The 19,332-nt window shown below is 62.1% G+C and carries 15 protein-coding genes; 11 read left to right on the top strand and 4 right to left on the bottom strand.

The genetic code is table 11. From position 1 onward, the window contains the following. Window positions 1-6: 6 nt before the first annotated feature. From waaA to B0G80_RS20230, 4 genes are all read right to left on the bottom strand, one after another. Window positions 7-1,317 carry a lipid IV(A) 3-deoxy-D-manno-octulosonic acid transferase gene (gene waaA, locus B0G80_RS20245; protein WP_116119163.1) on the bottom strand — a complete coding sequence of 437 codons (1,311 nt, stop codon included), beginning with the start codon at window positions 1,315-1,317 and terminating at the stop codon, window positions 7-9. Window positions 1,318-1,384: 67 nt separating this feature from the next. After that, on the bottom strand, window positions 1,385-2,269 hold the full coding sequence (locus B0G80_RS20240) for a Kdo hydroxylase family protein (RefSeq protein ID WP_106285876.1): 885 nt from the start codon (window positions 2,267-2,269) through the stop codon (window positions 1,385-1,387). 49 nt (window positions 2,270-2,318) lie between these two features. Beyond that, on the bottom strand, window positions 2,319-3,320 hold the full coding sequence (gene waaC / locus B0G80_RS20235) for a lipopolysaccharide heptosyltransferase I (RefSeq protein ID WP_106285875.1): 1,002 nt from the start codon (window positions 3,318-3,320) through the stop codon (window positions 2,319-2,321). A 212-nt stretch (window positions 3,321-3,532) separates the two neighbouring features. After that, complete coding sequence (locus B0G80_RS20230; protein WP_106285874.1) at window positions 3,533-4,927, bottom strand: phosphomannomutase/phosphoglucomutase; 1,395 nt, start codon at window positions 4,925-4,927, stop codon at window positions 3,533-3,535. A gap of 301 nt (window positions 4,928-5,228) precedes the next feature. Between B0G80_RS20230 and B0G80_RS20225 the strand changes: the two genes are divergently transcribed. The 11 genes from B0G80_RS20225 to B0G80_RS20175 all read left to right on the top strand — a co-directional run bounded on the left by B0G80_RS20225 (window position 5,229) and on the right by B0G80_RS20175 (window position 19,259). Continuing rightward, window positions 5,229-6,491 (top strand): oligosaccharide flippase family protein, encoded by a 1,263-nt coding sequence (locus B0G80_RS20225; protein ID WP_116119790.1) that lies wholly within the window; start codon window positions 5,229-5,231, stop codon window positions 6,489-6,491. After that, entirely contained in the window at window positions 6,488-7,318 is an 831-nt protein-coding gene (locus tag B0G80_RS20220) for a glycosyltransferase (RefSeq protein ID WP_116119162.1), read from the top strand. Before B0G80_RS20225 ends, B0G80_RS20220 begins: the two co-directional genes overlap by 4 nt. A 39-nt stretch (window positions 7,319-7,357) precedes the next feature. Then, on the top strand, window positions 7,358-8,506 hold the full coding sequence (locus tag B0G80_RS20215; protein ID WP_116119161.1) for a glycosyltransferase family 4 protein: 1,149 nt from the start codon (window positions 7,358-7,360) through the stop codon (window positions 8,504-8,506). 12 nt (window positions 8,507-8,518) lie between these two features. After that, window positions 8,519-9,541, top strand: coding sequence for a UDP-glucose 4-epimerase GalE (gene galE, locus B0G80_RS20210; protein WP_116119160.1), 1,023 nt, complete (start codon window positions 8,519-8,521; stop codon window positions 9,539-9,541). A 224-nt stretch (window positions 9,542-9,765) separates the two neighbouring features. Beyond that, window positions 9,766-10,983, top strand: coding sequence for an ABC transporter substrate-binding protein (locus B0G80_RS20205; RefSeq protein WP_116119159.1), 1,218 nt, complete (start codon window positions 9,766-9,768; stop codon window positions 10,981-10,983). A gap of 96 nt (window positions 10,984-11,079) precedes the next feature. Next, window positions 11,080-11,955: a branched-chain amino acid ABC transporter permease gene (locus tag B0G80_RS20200; protein WP_116119158.1), complete on the top strand. Its 876-nt coding sequence runs from the start codon at window positions 11,080-11,082 to the stop codon at window positions 11,953-11,955. Window positions 11,956-11,963: 8 nt separating this feature from the next. Then, window positions 11,964-13,904, top strand: coding sequence for an ABC transporter permease subunit (locus B0G80_RS20195; protein ID WP_116119788.1), 1,941 nt, complete (start codon window positions 11,964-11,966; stop codon window positions 13,902-13,904). Window positions 13,905-13,933: 29 nt separating this feature from the next. Continuing rightward, complete coding sequence (locus B0G80_RS20190; RefSeq protein ID WP_116119157.1) at window positions 13,934-14,668, top strand: ABC transporter ATP-binding protein; 735 nt, start codon at window positions 13,934-13,936, stop codon at window positions 14,666-14,668. Window positions 14,669-15,603: 935 nt separating this feature from the next. Then, the gene (locus tag B0G80_RS20185; RefSeq protein WP_116119786.1) at window positions 15,604-16,467 is read left to right on the top strand and encodes a sugar transferase; all 864 of its coding nucleotides are present in this window, start codon (window positions 15,604-15,606) and stop codon (window positions 16,465-16,467) included. Between the two features lie 310 nt (window positions 16,468-16,777). Then, a complete protein-coding gene (locus B0G80_RS20180; RefSeq protein WP_116119156.1) occupies window positions 16,778-18,013 on the top strand; it encodes a glycosyltransferase family 1 protein in 1,236 nt (411 codons plus the stop codon). Window positions 18,014-18,125: 112 nt separating this feature from the next. Continuing rightward, window positions 18,126-19,259: an AGE family epimerase/isomerase gene (locus B0G80_RS20175; protein ID WP_116119155.1), complete on the top strand. Its 1,134-nt coding sequence runs from the start codon at window positions 18,126-18,128 to the stop codon at window positions 19,257-19,259. Window positions 19,260-19,332 lie beyond the last annotated feature (73 nt).

The raw sequence follows: 19,332 nt of genomic DNA, 5'->3' as shown, positions 1-19,332 counted from the left end.
CTCCCCTCATTCTTCCGGCAACAACGCCATCAACACATCCACGGTACGCGCCGTCGCGCCACGATGGCGCGCAGCGAATGCCGACGCTGCGCCGCCCATGGCCAGCCTTCTGGCCTTATCACCGAACAACTCGCGCAACGCCCGCCCCAGATCCGCAGGATCCTTAACCTGCACCGCGGCGCCCGCCGCCACCGCATCCGCGGTGGCCTGCGTGAAGTTGAACACATGCGGTCCGATCAGCACCGGCACACCGACCGCGCACGCCTCGATCAGATTCTGCCCACCCAACGGCAACAAACTACCGCCGATGAACGCCAGATCCGACGCGGCATAGTAAGCTCCCAACTCACCCATCGAATCGCCCAGCAGCACGTTCACGCCCGCAGGCAACGGCGGCACTCCACCACTCGTGGCCGCCGACGCCACCTTGGCATCCGGCGCCCACACCGACCGTCGCGCGATCCGCAGCCCAGCCTTCTCGACCAGCCCGGCCACTTCGTTGAAACGTTGCGGATGACGCGGCACCAGAATCAGCAGCGCGTTATCAATGCCTAGCGCCGCGAACGCCTGCAGCACCAGTTCCTCTTCCCCCTCGCGCGTACTCGCCGCGACCCACACCGGACGCGCGCCGATCGCCGCGCGCCACGCATGCCCGCGCGCCGCCAGTTCCGGCGGCGTGCTCATGTCGAATTTCAGATTGCCGAGCACGGCCACGTTGCGCGCGCCGAGCGCGGTCAGCCGCTCGGCATCCGATGGGCTCTGGGCCAGCACACGTGCAAAGCCGCCGAACACGTCCTTGGTCGCGCTGCCGAACTTCGCCGCGCGCTTATACGAGCGGGCCGACATCCGCGCATTAGTCAACACCAGCGGCACGTCCGCACGACGGCACTCGTCGATCAGCGTGGGCCACACTTCGGTTTCCATCACCAGACCGAGCGAAGGCCGCCATGCCCGCAAAAACCGCTGCACGGCGTGCGGCATGTCGTACGGCAGATAGCTGCGCAAGACCCGGTCGCCGAAAATCTCCTCGCCGGTGGCACGCCCGCTCGGCGTCATGTGCGTGAGCAGAATGCGCGCGTCGGGACGCGCCTTGATCAGCGCATCGATCAGCGGTTGCGCGGCGCGCGTCTCGCCCACCGACACCGCGTGCACCCAAATTAGCGGCGCATTGTCTTCGGGCAACCGGCCGCGCGAATAGCCAAAGCGCTCACCGATATGCTCCCGATAGCCGCGTTCCTTGCGCGAGCGTATCAACAGGCGCAACACAGCAAGCGGCGCGATGATCCACCAGAGCGCGCGATAGATCGCCCTCAGCATCGGCGCTCCGCCTGCCTGAAGCGACGAGCCAATCCATCGAGCGAAACCGGCAAATGGAACGGGGCGCTCAAACCAGCGCCCTGCCCTTCAGGCGCTCGAGAATTCCGAGTGGCGCGCATTCCGGCTGCGCCATCGCCTTGACCGGCAGGAAGAAAGTCTGCTCCAGCATGAACTGGCCGGACATCACCGCGTGCGAAGTCTGATCCGAGAAACACACCCAGACGCTGCCGGGCGGAAACGGCATGGTCTCCTGCGGGCTCGACTTCTGATAATCGAGGTCGGCTTTCATGCCGTCGTGCAGATGCAGCATCAAATGGTCGTACTCGCTGCGCGGCGATTTGGTCACGTGCAGCAGGTTCAGCAGCCATGCGGCGCCCGGCATTTGCGGCTTGATGCGCGGCAGGAAACGTTTGGCCATGTCTTCGAACGGTTCGCCGACGCGCCACACACGCGGCGCGCCATGCGGATTGACGTTGGTGAACACGCGCAGAATACGCTCGCCGTAGTTCGGCCGGGAGGGAAAAGCGTCCACATGCAGACGGCTATCGTCTTTGCGCCATGACGTCTCGCGCGTTTCCACCTGATGCAGCCGCAGACTGGTCGGCGCCACGCGCAACCTGCCGTTGTATTCGGGAAAGAGTCCGTCGACCAGCGTGCGCGCATTGGTCTGATAACGCGCGATCAACGCACGCACGGCGGATTGCGTGACGGCGTCGCCGGCCACACCGTGCAGCGCGCCGCCATTGGGTTCGAGGCTGATGTTCTTGCGGTTCGGATCGGCGAGCGCGGGATCGAGCAGCGCCTGTTCGCCGCCTTCGATCGCGAAGCGCAGATTCGGGAAATACAGCACTTTGCCGCGTTCGACGCCGGCAAGCAGCGTCTCGCGCGGCACGGACAGGTTGCGCCCGTGCCAGTCGGCGTTCGCTACTTCGATGATCTGGGTTTCGTTCATGGTCGCCCTTGAAAACGGTTGGAGCGCAAGGCGGAGCGCCCCGGACGGGTCATAGCAGGCCGAAGCCCGCGAGTGCCGACTTCACCTGTTGCAGCGTGGGCGGCTGTCCGGCCGTGCCGAGATTGACGACGTTCGGCGACCAGTAGCCGCCGGTGCGCCACGCAGTGGCGAAATTGTACAACTCGACCGTCGGTCGCTTCAGCGCCGCGGCGATGTGAACCAGACCTGTGTCAACACCGACGGTGGCGGCCGCGCCTTCGATCAGGCCGACCACCGCCGGCAACGAGAGCCTGGGCGGCACGATGGCCGCGGCGCCGAACTCTTTCGCCAGACGCTCGCTGGTCGCGCGCTCCTCTTCGCTGCCCCACGGCAGCACGATCGACGCGCCGCGCCGCACGAGAGACTGCCCCAACTCGATCCATGCCGTGTCGGGCCACTGCTTGTCGGCGCGCGAGGTAGCGTGCACGAACACGACGTACGGCACCGGCAAGTTCAGATTCGCCTCCGACAAGGCCAGCGCCGCACGCCCGGTGTCGATGCCGAAGTCGATGTCGTCGGTGGGCTGCGGCGGCGGGTCGTTCAGCGCGGCCGCGACCAGTTGGCGCGTACGCTCGACCACGTGAGTGCGCGGCTCGATTGGCACGCGCTTGTCGTAGAAGAAGCGCACCGGCCATTCGAAGCCCGCGCCGTCCGTGCGGTTCGCGAGACCGACCAGCGTGCCGCGCGCCATGCTCGCGACCCACGCGGTCTTGATGAGCCCCTGGCAGTCGATCACGAGGTCGTAGTGTTCGGCGGCGAGCGCGCGGCGAAATGCGCCGATCTCGCGCCAGTTGTCGACCGACAGAATGCGCTTGCGCCACCGCCGCAGCGACACGGGAATCGCCCGGTGCACGCCGCTCACGAGTTGCACGAGCCCCACGAAGCTTTCTTCGACGAGCCAGTCGATCTGGGCCTCGGGATGGCGGCGTCGGATATCGGCGATCACCGGCATGTTGTGAACGACGTCGCCCAGCGACGACACCCTCACGATCAGTATCTTTTGCACGCTCAAAAGTGGGAAAACCGGCTATCCGGCCCGAAGATGCGTTGAGAGAGCCCCAAGGGGCATGAGAAAACCTGAAACACTCAGCCGTTTCTCATGAGGACGGCAATTCTAGCGCGTTGCATGCACACCGCATGAAAAAACGCGGCGCGGTAAGAGAAACCCGCGCCGCGTTCGACGGCCACCGCGGTTCGAACCGAACCGCGGTGCCGCTCATGCGTTTAGAACGGCAGCTTCGCGTCCGGCTTCTCCGCCATGATCACCCGGCGGAAGTCTTCCTGGATGCGCCTGAGCGCCGCGTCGTTATCGGCTTCGAAGCGCATCACCACGACCGGCGTGGTGTTCGACGAGCGAGCGAGACCGAAACCGTCCGGATACTCGACGCGCAGGCCGTCGATCTTCACGACGTCGTCCGCGCCGGTGAATTGTGCGTTTTTCTGCAGACGCGCGATGAGTTCGAAGTTTTCGCCTTCTTCGAGCTTCAGTTGCAGTTCCGGCGTGGAGTTCGAGTTCGGCAGCGAGTTCAGCAGCTTGCTCGGGTCTTCCACACGCGTGAGGATTTCGAGCAGACGCGCTCCCGTGTACAGGCCGTCGTCGAAACCGTACCAGCGGTCCTTGAAGAACACGTGGCCGCTCATTTCGCCGGCCAGCGGGGCGCCGGTTTCGCGCAGTTTCGCTTTGACCAGCGAGTGGCCGGTCTTCCACATGAGCGGCTCGCCGCCCTTGTCCTTTACCCACTTGGCGAGGTTACGCGTGCATTTCACGTCGTAAATGATCTGCGCGCCCTTGTTGCGCGACAGCACTTCTTCGGCGAACAGCATGAGCTGACGGTCCGGATAGATGATCTGGCCGTCTTTGGTGACCACGCCGAGGCGGTCGCCGTCGCCGTCGAACGCGAAGCCGATTTCGGCGTCCGTTTCCTTCAGCGCGCGGATCACGTCCTGCAGGTTTTCCGGGTGAGCCGGGTCCGGGTGATGGTTCGGGAAGTTGCCGTCGATTTCGGTGAACAGTTCGACCAGTTCACAGCCGAGCTTCTTGAACAACTTGGGCGCAAGGCCGCCGGCCACGCCGTTGCCGGTATCGACCACGATCTTCATGGGACGCGCGAGCTTGATGTCGCTCGTGATGCGATCCAGATAGGCGTCGGCGATGTCGTACTCGGTGTACGTGCCGCTGCCCGCCGAGAAGTTCTCGTCGACGATGCGCTGATGCAGCGCGAGGATCTGCTCGCCGTAAATCGCCGCGCCACGCAGGACCATCTTGAAGCCGTTGTAGTCCGGCGGATTGTGGCTACCCGTAACCACGATGCACGAATCGACGCGGCGCTCGCCGCCGTCGAGCTGCAACGGCACGCTGGCCGCGAAGTAGCCGACCGGCGTGGGCACCATGCCCACATTGACCACATCGACGCCGGCTTCACGCAGGCCGTCCGACAAAGCCTGGACCAACTCGGGACCCGACAGGCGCCCGTCACGCGCGACCACGACGGCGTCGCCGCCCTGGGCCCGCACTTCGCTGCCGAACGCGCGGCCGATCGAACGTGCTGCATCGGCGTCGAGCGTCTTGCCGATTACACCGCGAATGTCATACGCCTTGAAAATAGATTTGGAGATCATGTTGGCTCACTTGCGTGCAATGGAGAATTTTGACCGGCGCAACGCCGATGAATCGGTAAAACACAGCGATGCGCCCTTGCCGGAAGCGATCCGGTTCCAACTTATAATTGCGCCTTTCGGACCAGCCTTATAGCACCATTCTAATGCTTAGACGCCCTCCAAATGTAAAGTTGCCGCGACCGTCGGCGGGTTGGGCAAACGCGCGCGCTGTGCCGCACGGGTCATGCGTGCCGCTCATGCTTACGGTGCCGCGGGCATGGTCGGCACGCTCAGCGCAAGCGGACTGGCGAGCGGCCAGCGGATGCTGACGCTCAAGCGCTTCGCCAATCCGGACGTCACGCGCGCCTTCACGAATATCGTCTGGCTCGGGCTGGAACGGCTCACGCAGATCGGCGTGGCGATCGTGATCAGCGGCATGCTGGCGCGCTACTTCGGGCCGGACACGTTCGGCAAATGGCAATACGCGAACACGCTGCTGCTGGTGCTCTCGCCCATCACCTGGGTGTGCGGCGCGGAGATTCTGGTGCCTACCATCGTCAACCGCCCACCGGCGCAGCTCGGCACGGTGCTGGGCAGCGCCTTCGCGCTGCGCATTTCCGTGTCGGTGGCCGCTTTGCTGCTGACCTGGCTCGGCATCGCCTTGCATTTCTTCGAACCGCTGGTCGGCGCTATGCTGGCCGGCCTTGCCGTCACCATGCTGTTTCGCGAACCGTTTGTCGGCGTGGTGAACGCGTGGCTGCAGAGCATGACCTATAGCAAGCCGCAATTGCTCACCAGCATGAGCACCGCGGTGCTGAAGGCCGCTCTGGTCTATCTGCTGGTGCGCGCCGCGGCCACGCCCGCGCGCTTCGGCTGGCTGTGGGCGCTCGAATCGGCCGCCATCGGCGCGGTCCTGCTGGTCTATTACGTGCGCCGGCACGGCGGCAAGCTCGGCTGGCATCTCGACCGTTCGCTCTTCAGACACTTCGCAAGCGCCGGCACGGTGTTCTGGCTCGGCCTGATCGGTATGTACCTGTTCCTGAAACTGGACCGGCTGATGCTCGAACGGACGATTTCCTTCGCCGACCTCGGGCGCTATTCCGCCGCCCAGCAGTTGAACGAAAACTGGATCACGCTCGCGCTGATGCTCGCGCAGACCATTGCGCCCGCCTTCGTCTACCGCGTGCAGGACGCCGCCCAATTGCGCCGCAATATGTGGCGGCTCACGGCCATGACCGCCGTGCTGATGGTGAGTGGCGCGATCGTGCTGGATCTGCTGGCCGGGCTGATCATCCGCCGCGTGTTCGGGCCGCAGTTCGAAGGCGCGATCGAGATCTTCCGCTGGGCCGTGTGGCTGTCGGTACCCGCCGGCATCGAGGCGATCGGCAATCTCATCGTGTTGAAATATCAGGCCAAGTTCGTCTTGCTCGCCAAGTGGCTGCTGGCGCTGGCCGTTGCGTTCGTGGTCAATCTGCTGGCGATTCCGCGCTTTGGCGCCTATGGCGCGCTCATGGGCCTCGCCGCCGGATACCTGGCCGCCGCCTCGGTTAATCTTTATTACATTCGTTTCAAATTGCGCCCATGACGAACTCACCCGCCCCCGCGCAAATGACCCTCGACGATGTCGCGGTGCTGATTCCCGCCTATAACGGCCAGGCCGATGTCGAGCTCACGCTGGCTTCATTCAGTGAAAGCGCGCCGGTGCACGTGCTGATCGTCGACGACGGCAGCACGCCGCCGATAGTCGCGCCGGCCATCGCCAATATGACGATCGAAGTGTTGCGCATGGCGCAGAACGGCGGGATCGAACGCGCGTTGCAAACCGGCATCGACGCGCTTGCCCAACGCGGCTTTCGTTACGCGGCGCGCATCGATGCGGGCGACCGCAGCGTGCCGCAGCGGCTCGCCAAACAACGCATGTTCATGGAATCGCATCCACGCGTGGCAGGGCTCGGCATGTGGACGCAAGTCGTCACCCGCGAAGGCAAGCCGCTCTTCATGCTGACGCCGCCCGCCGAACCGAACGCGATCCGCCGCCTGCGCTTCTTACGCTCATGCCTTGCGCATCCTTCGATGATGTTGCGCCTCGACGCCGTGCGCGCGGTCGGCAACTACCGCGCCGAGTACCCTTCCGCCGAAGATCTCGATCTGTTCGTACGTCTGATGGAGCGCTACGACTGCGCGAACCTGCCCGAGCTCGGGCTCTACTACGAACTGAACGAAGGCGGCATCAGCGCGACCAAACGGCGCCGCCAGGTGAGTTCGACGCTGCGCCTGCAATTGCGCTACTTCAACGCCGCCAATCTGTACGACTGGCTGGGCCTCGCCAAAAATCTGCTGCATCTGGTGACGCCCTACGGCGCACTGCAGCGGATCAAACGCAGCCTGCTCACGCCGCGCGCGAGCCATTAAATCATTCACCATCCCATTCACCGCCGAGCTCGTTCCCGCATGAAGCCTGCCTTGAAGTCGACGCCCGCGTTGCGCATTACACTCGTCTGTAACACCGCCTGGGCAATCTATACCTATCGGCAAGGGCTGATCCGTATGCTGGTCGGACGCGGCGTCGACGTGACGATCGTCGCGCCGCGCGACCGCACGTTCGAACTGCTCACCGCCATGGGCTGCCGCTGCATCGAATTGCCGGTCGCCTCGAAAAGCACCAGTCCACGCGACGACCTGCGCACGCTGTACGCGCTCTACCGGCACTACCGGTCGATCCGTCCGCACGTGGTGTTCCACTACACGATCAAGCCGAATATCTACGGTTCGATCGCCGCGAAGCTGGCGGGCGTGCAGTCGGTTGCGGTCACAACGGGACTCGGCTACGTGTTCATCCAGCATAGCCGCGCCGCTCAGGTGGCCAAAAAGCTGTATCGTTTCGCGTTCCGTTTCCCGCGCGAAATATGGTTTTTGAATCGCGACGATCAAGCGGCGTTTGTCGAACAGAATTTGTTGGTGCATCCTGAGCGTGCGCGGCTGTTGCATGGCGAAGGCGTCGACCTCGTGCAGTTCGCCTTCACGCCGTTGCCCGAGCGCACCGATTACCGCTTCGTGCTGATCGGGCGGCTGCTGTGGGACAAGGGCGTGGGCGAATATGTCGAAGCCGCACGGCGCTTGCGTGAACGTTACCCGCACGCGCGGTTCCAGTTGCTCGGCCCGGTCGGCGTCGACAATCCCAGCGCGATCACGCGCGAGGAAGTGGCGGTGTGGGAGCGGGAAGGCATCATCGAGTATCTTGGCGAGGCGCACGACGTGCGGCCTTTGATCGCCGAGGCGGATTGCGTGGTCCTGCCGTCGTATCGCGAAGGCGTGCCGCGTACGCTGATGGAAGCCTCGGCGATGGGCCGGCCGATCGTCGCCACCGACGTGCCCGGCTGCCGCGAGGTGGTGGCGGACGGCGTCAACGGATTGCTGTGCGAAGTGCGCAATGCAGAAAGCCTTGCGGCCGCGCTGGCACGCATGCTCGACATGAGCAGCGCGGAGCGGCGGGCCATGGCTGAACGCGGCCGGAAGAAAGTCGCGGAAGAATTCGACGAACGGGTGGTCGTCGAAACGTATAAGGACCTGGTGCAGAAAATGACGGGCGTTTTACTTTAACGGAGCAACAGCATGACCACGAAGGGCACGATTCTGGTAACGGGCGGCGCGGGTTTTATCGGCTCGCACACCTGTGTCGAACTGTTGAATGGCGGTTACGACGTCGTGGTAATCGACAATCTCGTGAACAGCAACCGCGAATCGCTGCGGCGCGTGGAAAAGATCACCGGCAAGGCGGTGACCTTCTACGAAGCCGATGCACGCGACGAAGCTGCGCTCAACCGTATTTTCGACGCGCATCCGATCACGGGCGCAATTCACTTTGCCGCGCTGAAGGCCGTGGGCGAGTCCGTGGCCAAGCCGATCGAGTACTACAGCAACAACGTAGGCAGCCTGCTGACCTTGCTCGGCGTGATGCGCGACCGTAACGTCAAGCAGTTCGTGTTCAGTTCGTCGGCCACCGTATACGGCGTGCCGAAGAGCTCGCCGATCGACGAGTCGTTCCCGCTATCGGCCACCAATCCCTACGGCCAGTCGAAGCTGATCGCCGAGCAGGTGTTGCGCGATCTGGAAGTGGCCGATCCGTCCTGGCACATTGCCACGCTGCGTTACTTCAATCCGGTTGGCGCGCACGAGAGCGGTCTGATCGGGGAAGATCCCGCCGGCATTCCGAACAACCTGATGCCGTATGTCGCGCAAGTGGCGGTCGGCAAGCTCGAGAAGCTGCGCGTGTTCGGCGGCGACTATGAGACGCCTGACGGCACCGGCGTGCGCGACTATATCCACGTTGTCGATCTGGCGCGCGGACATCTGGCCGCGCTCGATGCGCTAGTCAAGCGCGATGCCAGTTTCGTCGTGAACCTCGGCACAGGTCAGGGCTATAGCGTGATCGACGTGGTCAAGGCGTTCGAGAAGGCCGCCGGCCGACCGGTGCCATATGAAATCGTGGCGCGCCGCCCCGGCGACGTCGCCTCGTGTTTCGCCGATCCGGCGGCGGCTGAGAAGATCATTGGCTGGCGCGCGCAGTTCGGCATCGAGCGCATGTGCGCGGATCACTGGCGCTGGCAATCGACGAATCCGCAAGGGTTCGCGTGAGCTGAATGAAAGTCGACGGTGGCACGAAGGAGCCGCCAGGCAGGGGTTCCGCCGCCGTCGACTGCGGGATTGCACCACACGGGTAATTCCGCATATTACTAATACTTTACGATTTCTATACTGACTTACCGATTGACGGTCAGGCTTCCTAAGAACGTGTGAATCGGCGCGCATGAGCCCGCATCGAGGCTTCATGCAAGAAAAGATATGCTACGGAGACAGCTATGGGAATTCGCTTGAAAAGCGTTGTGGGTGCGCTCGCCCTTTGTGCCCTCGCCAATGTCAGCTACGCGGCGGATCCGATCAAGATCGGCGTCGACGGACCGTTCACCGGTGGCTCGTCTTCGATGGGCGTCAGCATGCGCGACGGCGTGCGCCTCGCGACCGCCGAGATCAATAAAGCCGGCGGCGTGCTGGGCCGCCAGATCGTGCTGGTGGAACGCGACGACGAAGCGAAAAACGAACGCGGCGTGCAGATCGCGCAAGAGCTGATCAACAAGGAAAAGGTCGTCGCGGTGGTCGGCTACATCAACACTGGCGTCGCACTCGCTTCGCAACGCTTCTTCCAGGAAGCGAAGATTCCCGTATTTAACAACGTGGCCACAGGCAGCATCGTGACGAAGCAGTTCACCGATCAGCCGGATAACTACGTGTTCCGCAATGCCGCCGCGGATCGCATCCAGGCGCCGATGATAGTCGAAGAAGCCGTGACCAAACGTGGCTTCAAGAAGGTTGCGATTCTCGCCGACTCGACCAACTACGGTCAGCTCGGCCGCGAAGACCTCGAGAAAGCGCTCGCCACCAAAGGTGTGAAACCCGTCGCCGTCGAGAAATTCAATATCAAGGACGTCGACATGACCGCGCAGTTGCTCAAGGCCAAAGAGGCCGGCGCGGAAGCGGTGCTGACGTATGGGATCGGACCGGAACTCGCGCAGATCGCCAACGGCATGGCCAAGCTCGGCTGGAAAGTACCGCTGATCGGCAGCTGGACCCTGTCGATGGCGAACTATATCGACAACGCCAGCACCAACGGCGAAGGCGCGCGCATGCCGCAGACCTTCATTCAGGAAGCCAACACGCCCAAACGCAAAGCCTTTATCGACGCGTACCTGAAGGAATTCAAGCCGAAGAACAACCGCATCGACTCGCCAGTGTCCGCCGCGCAAGGTTACGACTCGGTCTATCTGCTGGCCGCCGCGATCAGCCAGGCCGGCTCGACCGACGGCCCGAAAGTGCGCGCCGCGCTCGAAAACCTCAACACCAAGGTGGAAGGCGTCGTGATGGTCTACGACAAACCCTTCACGCACGACGACCACGAAGCCATCAGCCCGAACGTGCCGGTGGTCGGCGAGGTCAAGGGCGGCCGCGTGGTCTACGCGTACGAAGCCGACAAGAAAGGCGGCAGCCAGTTGCGCAGCAAGCAGGCGAGCTCGGCGAACTGAGCGTGAAGTAAGCGCGGCAGCATGCTACGAAGCCGTACCCGCCTCGCGGCGGGCGCGGCTTTGCTTCATATCCGGTGAACTCCAAGGCGGTCGACGATGGCCATTCTTCTGCAGCTCATCTATAGCGGCATTGCGCTCGGCATGATCTACGCCGTGATCGCATTCGGCTATCAGCTCACGTTCGCCACGTCGGGCACGCTCAACTTCGGTCAGGGCGATGCGCTGATGCTCGGCGCGCTGGTCGGCCTCACGCTCGTCACGCTCGGCGTCAACTACTGGCTGATGATTCCGCTCGTCTGCGTATTCGGTCTGCTGCAAGGCGCGTTTGTCGAACGGATCGGCGTGCGGCCCGCGATCAGGATCAAATCCGAATTCGGCTGGATCATGTCGACGATCGCGCTCGGCATCATCTTCAAGAACGTCGCGGAGAACCTCTGGGGCCGCGACGATCTGCGCTTCCCCTCCCCGCTTCCGGAAGCTCCGCTGAAAGTATTCGGCGCCAATGTGCTGTCGATGGAATTGCTGGTGGTCGGCGGCGCATTGGTGATGATGCTGGCGGTCGAGTTCTTCAATCGCAAGACGATCTTCGGCAAGGCCGTGGTCGCCACCGCGAACGACCGCGACGCCGCGGCGTTGATGGGCATCAATACCGGTCTCGTCATCACGTTTTCGTACGCATTGTCGTCTCTGACCGCGGCTTTCGCCGGCGTGCTGATCGCGCCGCTCACGCTCACCGGCGCCACGATGGGCGCCGTGCTCGGACTCAAGGCGTTCGCGGTGGCGATCATCGGCGGGCTGTCGAGCGGGCTGGGCATCGTGGTGGGCGGCGTGATTCTCGGCATCGCCGAGACCACGACCGGCTTCTACATTTCCACCGGCTATAAGGACGTGCCCGGGCTCGTACTGCTGCTGATCGTGCTCGCATTGAAACCTGCCGGCCTGTTCGGCAAGACGTCGATCAAGAAAGTGTGAGGGCCGCCGTGAATCCGAAGAAGCTCGTTGCGTCCGCACTGGCGCTGATCGCGCTCGCGGTGTTTCCCGTGTTGTCGGGCAACCCGTACTACATCCACCTGCTCGAAACGATCATGATCTACGCGATCCTGCTTTTCGGTCTCGACATCGTGGTCGGTTATACCGGGCAGGTGTCGCTCGGGCACGCCGGGCTGTTCGGCGTCGGCGCTTATACGGCCGGCGTGTTGTTCTTCAAGCTCGGCATGCCGTTCATCGTCACGGCGCCGCTGGCGATTCTCATCACCGCCGCCTTCGGCGCGATTCTCGCGCTGCCTGCGTTGCGCGTGTCCGGTCCTTACCTCGCGATGGTGACGCTGGCGTTCGGCACGATCCTGCAGATTCTCATCAACGAGATGGATTTTCTGACCAACGGACCGATGGGCGTGAAGATCCCGAAACCTTCGATCGCCGGCCGGCCGATGAACGAAGTCGAGTACTACTGGCTCGTCGCGGCGCTGCTGGTCGCCTCGCTGATCGTCGTGCACCGCGTGCTCCGATCGCATCTGGGCCGCGCATTCGAGGCGCTGCGCGACAGTCCGATCGCGTCGGACTGCATGGGTGTCTCGGTGTACCGCTACAAGGTTTATGCGTTCGTGATCAGCGCCGGGTTTGCCGGCCTGGCCGGCTGCCTCTATTCGTATTCGGAGCAGTACATCTCGCCGAATACCTATAACTTCGAACTCACCATTCTGTTCCTGCTCGCGATCATCATGGGCGGCCGCAAGACCCGCACTGGCGCATTGCTCGGCTCGGCGATCATCGTGCTGCTGCCCAAACTGCTCGACGATATCGACATGTTCCGCACCGTCGCCTCGGTGTTAGCAGCGGTCGTCGTGATCGGCGCGGGCGTCGCGCTGGCGCGCAAGGCGTCCACGCCGCGCAAGGTCGCGATTCCGGTTTTGGGCACAGTGGGTCTCGCCGCGTTTTCCTACCGGATCGACACGCTTGCCGACTGGCGGTTGACGATCTTCGGGCTGATGATTCTGCTGGTGGTGTATTACCTGCAGGACGGCGTGGTCGGCTTTGTGCGCAAGATCGTGATGCATGGCCGGGTCCGCACGGTTACCGTCGACACCACGCAACCGGCCACGATCGGTGGCGATGCGGTTCAGGCGGTGCACGCGGGCGGCACGGAAGACATCCTGCAGTTGCGCGGCATCCTGATGCAGTTCAGCGGACTGAAGGCGCTCAACGACGTCGATCTGACGGTGCAGCGCGGCACGATTCACGGACTGATCGGCCCGAACGGATCCGGAAAAAGCACGATGATGAATGTGCTCACCGGCATCTATGTGCCGACCGCAGGCACGCTCGAGTATCGGGGCGCGTCGCTCGCCGGCAAGACTTCCGCACAGATCGCGCTGTCCGGGATCGCGCGCACTTTCCAGAACGTGCAGTTGTTCGGCGAGATGACCGCCCTCGAGAATGTGCTGGTCGGCCTGCATCACACGTTCAACGCGAATCTCGCGGATGTCGGTCTGATGTCGTCGCGCTATCGGCGCGAGGAACGCGCCGCGCGCGAACGCGCATTCGGCATGCTGCGGTTCGTCGGCCTCGACAATGTCGGCGCCGAGGAAGCACGCAACCTGGCGTACGGCAAACAGCGTCTGCTCGAAATCGCGCGGGCACTCGCGCTCGATCCGCAATTACTGTTGCTCGACGAACCTGCTGCGGGGCTCACCGCGCCGGATATAAAGGAACTGGTCGCGATCATTCGCAAAGTGCGCGATCACGGCATTACCGTCGTGCTCATCGAGCATCACATGGACGTGGTGATGAGCGTGTGCGACCGCGTTTCGGTGCTGGACTTCGGGCAGAAGATCGCTGAGGGCAAGCCTGCTGATATTCAGTCTAACGAAAAAGTCATCGAAGCCTATCTCGGCGGCCAGCCTGCCGGTCAAGCGGCGTGAAGCGAGCCAGCGCGCTTACAGGAACAGACATGTTATCGATCAGAAATCTGCATGCGGGCTACGGCAAAGTGAAAGTGCTGCACGGCATTTCAATCGATGTGTCGAAGGCGTCTGTGGTCACGCTGATCGGCTCTAACGGCGCGGGCAAAACAACCACCATGCGCGCGATCTCCGGCATGATCCGGCCGAGTGCCGGTGAGATTACGATGGGCGTCGGCGCCGACGCAAAGCGCATCGACGCGCTGGATTCACATCGCATCGCGCGGCTCGGGCTCGCGCATTCGCCGGAAGGCCGGCGCGTGTTCGCGACCATGAGCGTGACCGACAACCTGATACTCGGCGCGTTCCCGCGCCTGACTTCGGCGCGACCGCGCGGCGATGTGAAGGCCGATCTGGAGCGCGCGATCGAGATGTTTCCGCGGCTCAAGGAACGACGCCATCAACTGGCCGGCACGCTTTCCGGCGGCGAGCAACAGATGCTGGCGATGGCACGCGCGATCATGATGAACCCGGACCTGGTCTTGCTCGACGAACCGTCGATGGGACTCGCGCCCATTCTGGTCGAAGAGGTGTTTCGAATCATCGGCAATCTGAAGAGTCAGGGCGTCACCATGTTGCTGGTCGAACAGTTCGCCGCCGCGGCACTCAATGTGGCCGATTATGGCTATGTACTGGAGAACGGCAGAATTTCGGCGCACGGCCCCGCGACGGAATTGCGCAACGACCCCTCGGTGAAGGCGGCGTACCTTGGGGCGAGTCACTGAGGCGTACCAACTTACCTGACGCACGAACCGTGCGAATCACACTCAGCCTCCTCTCTCGACTGCGCAAGCCAGATGACAGATCCGGCGTATTGCGTGCGAGATCGAACACTCGTCTCGCGGGCTAGCCAGCACACTAAACAGCGGAATCCTCGCTACACGTTTGGCTCAACTCTGGGAAACAACGCGCAACACTTTTGCGACGGCAATCGGCACTCATCTTGTTGGAGCCAGCGTCTGCGCGGCGCGCCGCTTTCATCATACACATGGACGCGGCGATTTACGCGTGCGCTAACCGAGCTTTGTGTGCTGTACCGAACGGAGTAGCGACATTCGTGCAGATACTCTACGTCTACACATACTCGATCAAGCACGGAGCAGACGCGTATTTATCGCGTTGATCGACATCGTAGGTCAATACGTAGTGGGTGACTCACGGCCCGCCGGATGAAACTGGTTTATCTGTCGAATCCGGCTTCGGCGGTGACGATTGGAATATTGATAACGATCAAACATTTTCGTAGTGCCCGCGGTGGCCGTCTGATGTATCGCGACGCCGATCGGCATATCTTTCTGAGTCGGCCAAGACATCGGCAATTTACGACTAGTCCGCGCACGGACGCCAAATTGCAAAGCTATACTTTCTACTGAAATAATTAGGATTTAAGTTGCCGGGGAATGCGACGCTCCGCATGCTGCTAGCGCGCGTCCCTGCTTGGTATGGAGCAGTTTTTATTCATTTTTCTTCATCTGATTTCCTTACTTATTTGCGGTATTTTTTATAGCAATTTAATTGCTATATCCCTGCTGTCCGATCTCGAGTCGTCCGCCGCATTCGTCCGATGGCGTATTTTGCCTCAACGATTGAAAAAACCGGCACGACTTGCAATGCCGAAACACTGATCTATTCGTCAACGAACTTCGAACCGGGGGCAGCAATGGCTTTAGTCGGCAAGGTATCGAAATCAGTGTCAAAGGACGTCAATCCTTTCGATACCCGCTACGAAAGTCGTTCGCGCGCCGAACATCCTGAATTGGGCGCCCGCGGCTTTTCAGCTTCGCATATGGACAGCACCTCGGAACTGAATCGCGCCGAGGAGCCGTTTGCTTCGGACGTGTCGGCGGATGCCGCTGCGGGCCCAATGCCTCGCCGTGCGTTGCCGGCGGCCAATGACTCTGACGTCCCGTCGAGAAAAAGCGACTTCACAAAACGCGTTTTCGACATTTTCGGCGCGTCGGCGCTGCTCCTTGTGCTGCTGCCGATTTTTCTCGTCATAGGTTGCGTCGTACTAAGCGACGGTGGGTCGGCTTTCTTTGGCCATCCGCGCGTTGGAAGAGGCGGACGAACGTTTCGCTGCCTAAAATTCCGCTCCATGGTGCCGAAGGCCGATGTCGTGCTCGCCGAACTCCTTGCCACCGACGCCGCCGCGCGCGAGGAATGGAATCGCGATTTCAAGCTTAAGAACGACGTACGCATCACCACTGTCGGCCGGATTCTGCGCAAGACGAGCCTTGATGAACTGCCTCAACTCTGGAATGTTCTTCGGGGCGACATGAGTCTCGTCGGTCCCCGCCCCATCGTCACGAAGGAACTGGAACGGTATGGCCCCGACGCCCACTATTACCTGTCGGTCAGGCCCGGCGTCACAGGATTGTGGCAGGTCAGCGGACGCAATAACGTTGACTATGCGACGAGAGTCGCGCTGGACGTCTCGTATGTGAAAGAACGTTCCACGCTGCTCGACATTACCATTCTGCTAAGAACCTTCAAGGTGGTCTTCGACGGAAGCGGGGCGTATTGAACAGCATGCACGCTCGTGCATCGCAAGGTGACCCGTACGAAATGCCTATGAACATTGTTCACGTCGTCGAATCGGCTTCTACAGATAGGCTCTTCGTGGCTTGCGGGGTTTCAAATCGTCTCGCCTGTGAGGCTCACGAAATTCGCTTCGCATCCTCGCGGCGTGGCGAAACAGCCGACATCCCACCTTCTCTCTCCCCCGAACGTCCAGTTGCGGCAATCTCACATGAAAGGCCGAGCGGCATACGTTTGTGCTGGCTGACAGCGCTTTCTCGATGTTCGCATCGGCTGGCATACAGGAGCGACATCTGATGAAGCAGTTTGCGGAGCGGTCTCACGTGCGCCCGGAAGATGCCCCCGTTCAGTCTGCGGTGCCAGCCGACACCGGCTCGGCGCGACAGTCTCACTGGCGGGGTGCTTCTGCTGGGTTTGCAATCAATGGCAAGTTTGCATCTCAACGCATCACAGGCGTGCAACGTGTCGGCTATGAACTGGCGTTGGCGTTCCAACGTCTATTTCCCGATGAAACCGACCTGCCCGTGTTGGTTCCCGCGAACGCACGAACCGACGTTGTCTTGCCGAAAACAAAAATGATCGGCCGGTGGTTCAAGGGCTCGCTGTGGGAGCAATTGGCACTGCCATTCGCGCTTGGCGGACGAACGCTTCTCAGCCTTTGCAATATGGGCCCCTTGTTCGCACGCCGGCAGGTCGTGATGATGCATGACGTTGCGATCTACGATCTGCCTGAAAATTACTCGTGGAAGTACAGGCTCTGGTATCGCGTCGCGTTTTCTCTGCTGAAGCGCAACGCCAGCCACATCGTGACGGTGTCGGAGTTCTCGAAGACACGCATCATGGAGCGACTTGGCATCGACGGGTCGCGCATTTCGGTGGTCCTGAACGGTGTGGACCACTTTGAGAAGATCGCACCGGCCCCGGCGATTCTGTCACGCTTGAATCTGCAGAACGATGCTTACGTACTCGCTGTCGGAAATCTCTCGGTAGGAAAAAACCTTCCACGCATCGTTGCCGCGATGGAGCGCCTGAGCGACCGCCATGACCTGAAGTTCGTTGTCGTCGGCGGATGCGATTTGCGCGTCTTCAGTTCACAGGCGAAAGTGGGTTACGACTTGTCGAAAAAGATCATCCCCGCAGGCTTCGTATCGGACGGCGAATTGAGAGCGCTGTATGAAAATGCAGCCTGCTTTCTGTTTCCTTCGCTATACGAGGGCTTCGGGCTGCCGCCGCTTGAAGCGATGTCTTGTGGATGTCCGGTCGTCGTGTCGCGTGAAGCTTCCCTTCCTGAGGTATGCGGCGATGCCGCGCTGTACTGCGACGCGCATTCGGTCGACGACATCGTCGACAAGGTGACGCAGATGATGGAGGACGCCGCGGTGCGCGAAACCTGGCGTGAACGCGGACGGGAGCATGCTCGTGGTTTCCGGTGGGAGCGGTCCGCACATCAATTGCTCGATGTTCTGGAGCGTGAACTCGCGGGTGGAGTGGCTCGCCCGGTTCATGCGCAATCCGCGCAATCGCGCATTTAACGCGCATCGCAGCAGCGTGCGTGCGGCGCTAGCTCGTATGCGCGAGTCTTCGAGTGCAGTTCAGGTGCAATGCGACAAGCTTTCTACGCCCATACGGAAGGAGATTCGCAGCATGAATACACCAGCCTCCACGATCGCCCTTGCCGCCACGCTACGAGATCACTACGCACGCGTCGTCCTGCCGGTCTGGCGCGGGCCGGGCTTCAATAGCGCGATGCATCTGCCCTACGAGGCCCTCAGCGCTGACGCGGACCACCTTCCGATGCCGGTTGAACGCTATCGCGCGATGGCATGCGCGCGGCAGTTGTTCGTCTTCTCGCAGGCCAGCGAAGCAGCGCATGCCCATGTGCTGTTCGAATCCCTGTTGCGCTACTTCCAGGACAAACAGCGCGGCGGCTGGTTCTACAGCGTCGATGCACAAGGTACGCCACTCGATACGACGAAGGATCTCTATACGCACGCGTTCCTGGTCTTCGCGTGCGCTGAATATGCCGCGAGGTTCGACAATCGCGACGCACTCGACCTGGTCCACAGCACCTCGGCGCTGATCGAAACGCGTTTCGCCGCGCAACACGGATTGTTCAACGCAGCGCTCGACGCGGATTTTTCGACGGTGACCGGCACGCCGCTGCAAAACCCGTTGATGCATCTCACCGAAGCCTGGCTCGCCGCACGCGACGTAACCCATGACAGTGCGTTCGATTCCGCGTTGCGCAAGCTGGCCGACGCCATCGAACGCACGTTCTTGCATGCGCCGACCGGTTGCATCGCGGAACTGCCGTTGGGAGTCGACGACAACCGTCTGGAGCCCGGCCATCAGTTCGAATGGTTCTGGCTGATCAGGCAAGCAGGGGAGCTACTGGACGGATCGGGACTCGACGACGCGCTCACGCGCGCGTTTGAATTTGCGCAGCAACATGGCGTGGATTCGGTCACGGGCGGCGTATGCGCGTCGCTCGACGAAGCCGGCCGGATGAAGGACGCCACGCAGCGGATCTGGGCGCAAAGCGAATATCTGCGCGCACTCGCCACCCGCGACGATGACGCGGCGCGCGCCGTGCTGCCGGGGCAGATCGAACGATTCCGCCAGCGGTTTCTGCATGAGCACGGTTGGTTCGAATGCAAGACCGCTGCGGGCGACGTATCGCGCGCCGACATGCCGTCGACTACGCCCTATCATCTCGCCACCGCTTACGCGGCACTGCCAGTTGAGGCTCGCGACGCTCACAGCATTGCCGCGGCGTGATTGCAGCCTGAGAAGGACAAGGCCCGCGCAATCATTCAGTTCGCGGGATTGAACCCATTCATTTTCGTATGCC

It is taken from the genome of Paraburkholderia sp. BL6669N2 (genome assembly GCF_003387275.1).
Classification (GTDB): domain Bacteria; phylum Pseudomonadota; class Gammaproteobacteria; order Burkholderiales; family Burkholderiaceae; genus Paraburkholderia.
The sequence above is the reverse complement of the archived record's forward strand: the minus strand, read 5'-3'. Positions and strand labels throughout refer to the sequence as shown.

What these genes read in the sequence shown, in the direction of transcription:
- waaA (WP_116119163.1), bottom strand. Translation starts at nt 1,317, where the DNA reads ATGCTGAGGGCGATCTATCGCGCGCTCTGGTGGATCATCGCGCCGCTT.
- B0G80_RS20240 (WP_106285876.1), bottom strand. Translation starts at nt 2,269, where the DNA reads ATGAACGAAACCCAGATCATCGAAGTAGCGAACGCCGACTGGCACGGG.
- B0G80_RS20230 (WP_106285874.1), bottom strand. Translation starts at nt 4,927, where the DNA reads ATGATCTCCAAATCTATTTTCAAGGCGTATGACATTCGCGGTGTAATC.
- B0G80_RS20225 (WP_116119790.1), top strand. Translation starts at nt 5,229, where the DNA reads ATGCTGACGCTCAAGCGCTTCGCCAATCCGGACGTCACGCGCGCCTTC.
- B0G80_RS20220 (WP_116119162.1), top strand. Translation starts at nt 6,488, where the DNA reads ATGACGAACTCACCCGCCCCCGCGCAAATGACCCTCGACGATGTCGCG.
- B0G80_RS20215 (WP_116119161.1), top strand. Translation starts at nt 7,358, where the DNA reads ATGAAGCCTGCCTTGAAGTCGACGCCCGCGTTGCGCATTACACTCGTC.
- galE (WP_116119160.1), top strand. Translation starts at nt 8,519, where the DNA reads ATGACCACGAAGGGCACGATTCTGGTAACGGGCGGCGCGGGTTTTATC.
- B0G80_RS20205 (WP_116119159.1), top strand. Translation starts at nt 9,766, where the DNA reads ATGGGAATTCGCTTGAAAAGCGTTGTGGGTGCGCTCGCCCTTTGTGCC.
- B0G80_RS20200 (WP_116119158.1), top strand. Translation starts at nt 11,080, where the DNA reads ATGGCCATTCTTCTGCAGCTCATCTATAGCGGCATTGCGCTCGGCATG.
- B0G80_RS20190 (WP_116119157.1), top strand. Translation starts at nt 13,934, where the DNA reads ATGTTATCGATCAGAAATCTGCATGCGGGCTACGGCAAAGTGAAAGTG.
- B0G80_RS20185 (WP_116119786.1), top strand. Translation starts at nt 15,604, where the DNA reads ATGGCTTTAGTCGGCAAGGTATCGAAATCAGTGTCAAAGGACGTCAAT.
- B0G80_RS20180 (WP_116119156.1), top strand. Translation starts at nt 16,778, where the DNA reads ATGAAGCAGTTTGCGGAGCGGTCTCACGTGCGCCCGGAAGATGCCCCC.
- B0G80_RS20175 (WP_116119155.1), top strand. Translation starts at nt 18,126, where the DNA reads ATGAATACACCAGCCTCCACGATCGCCCTTGCCGCCACGCTACGAGAT.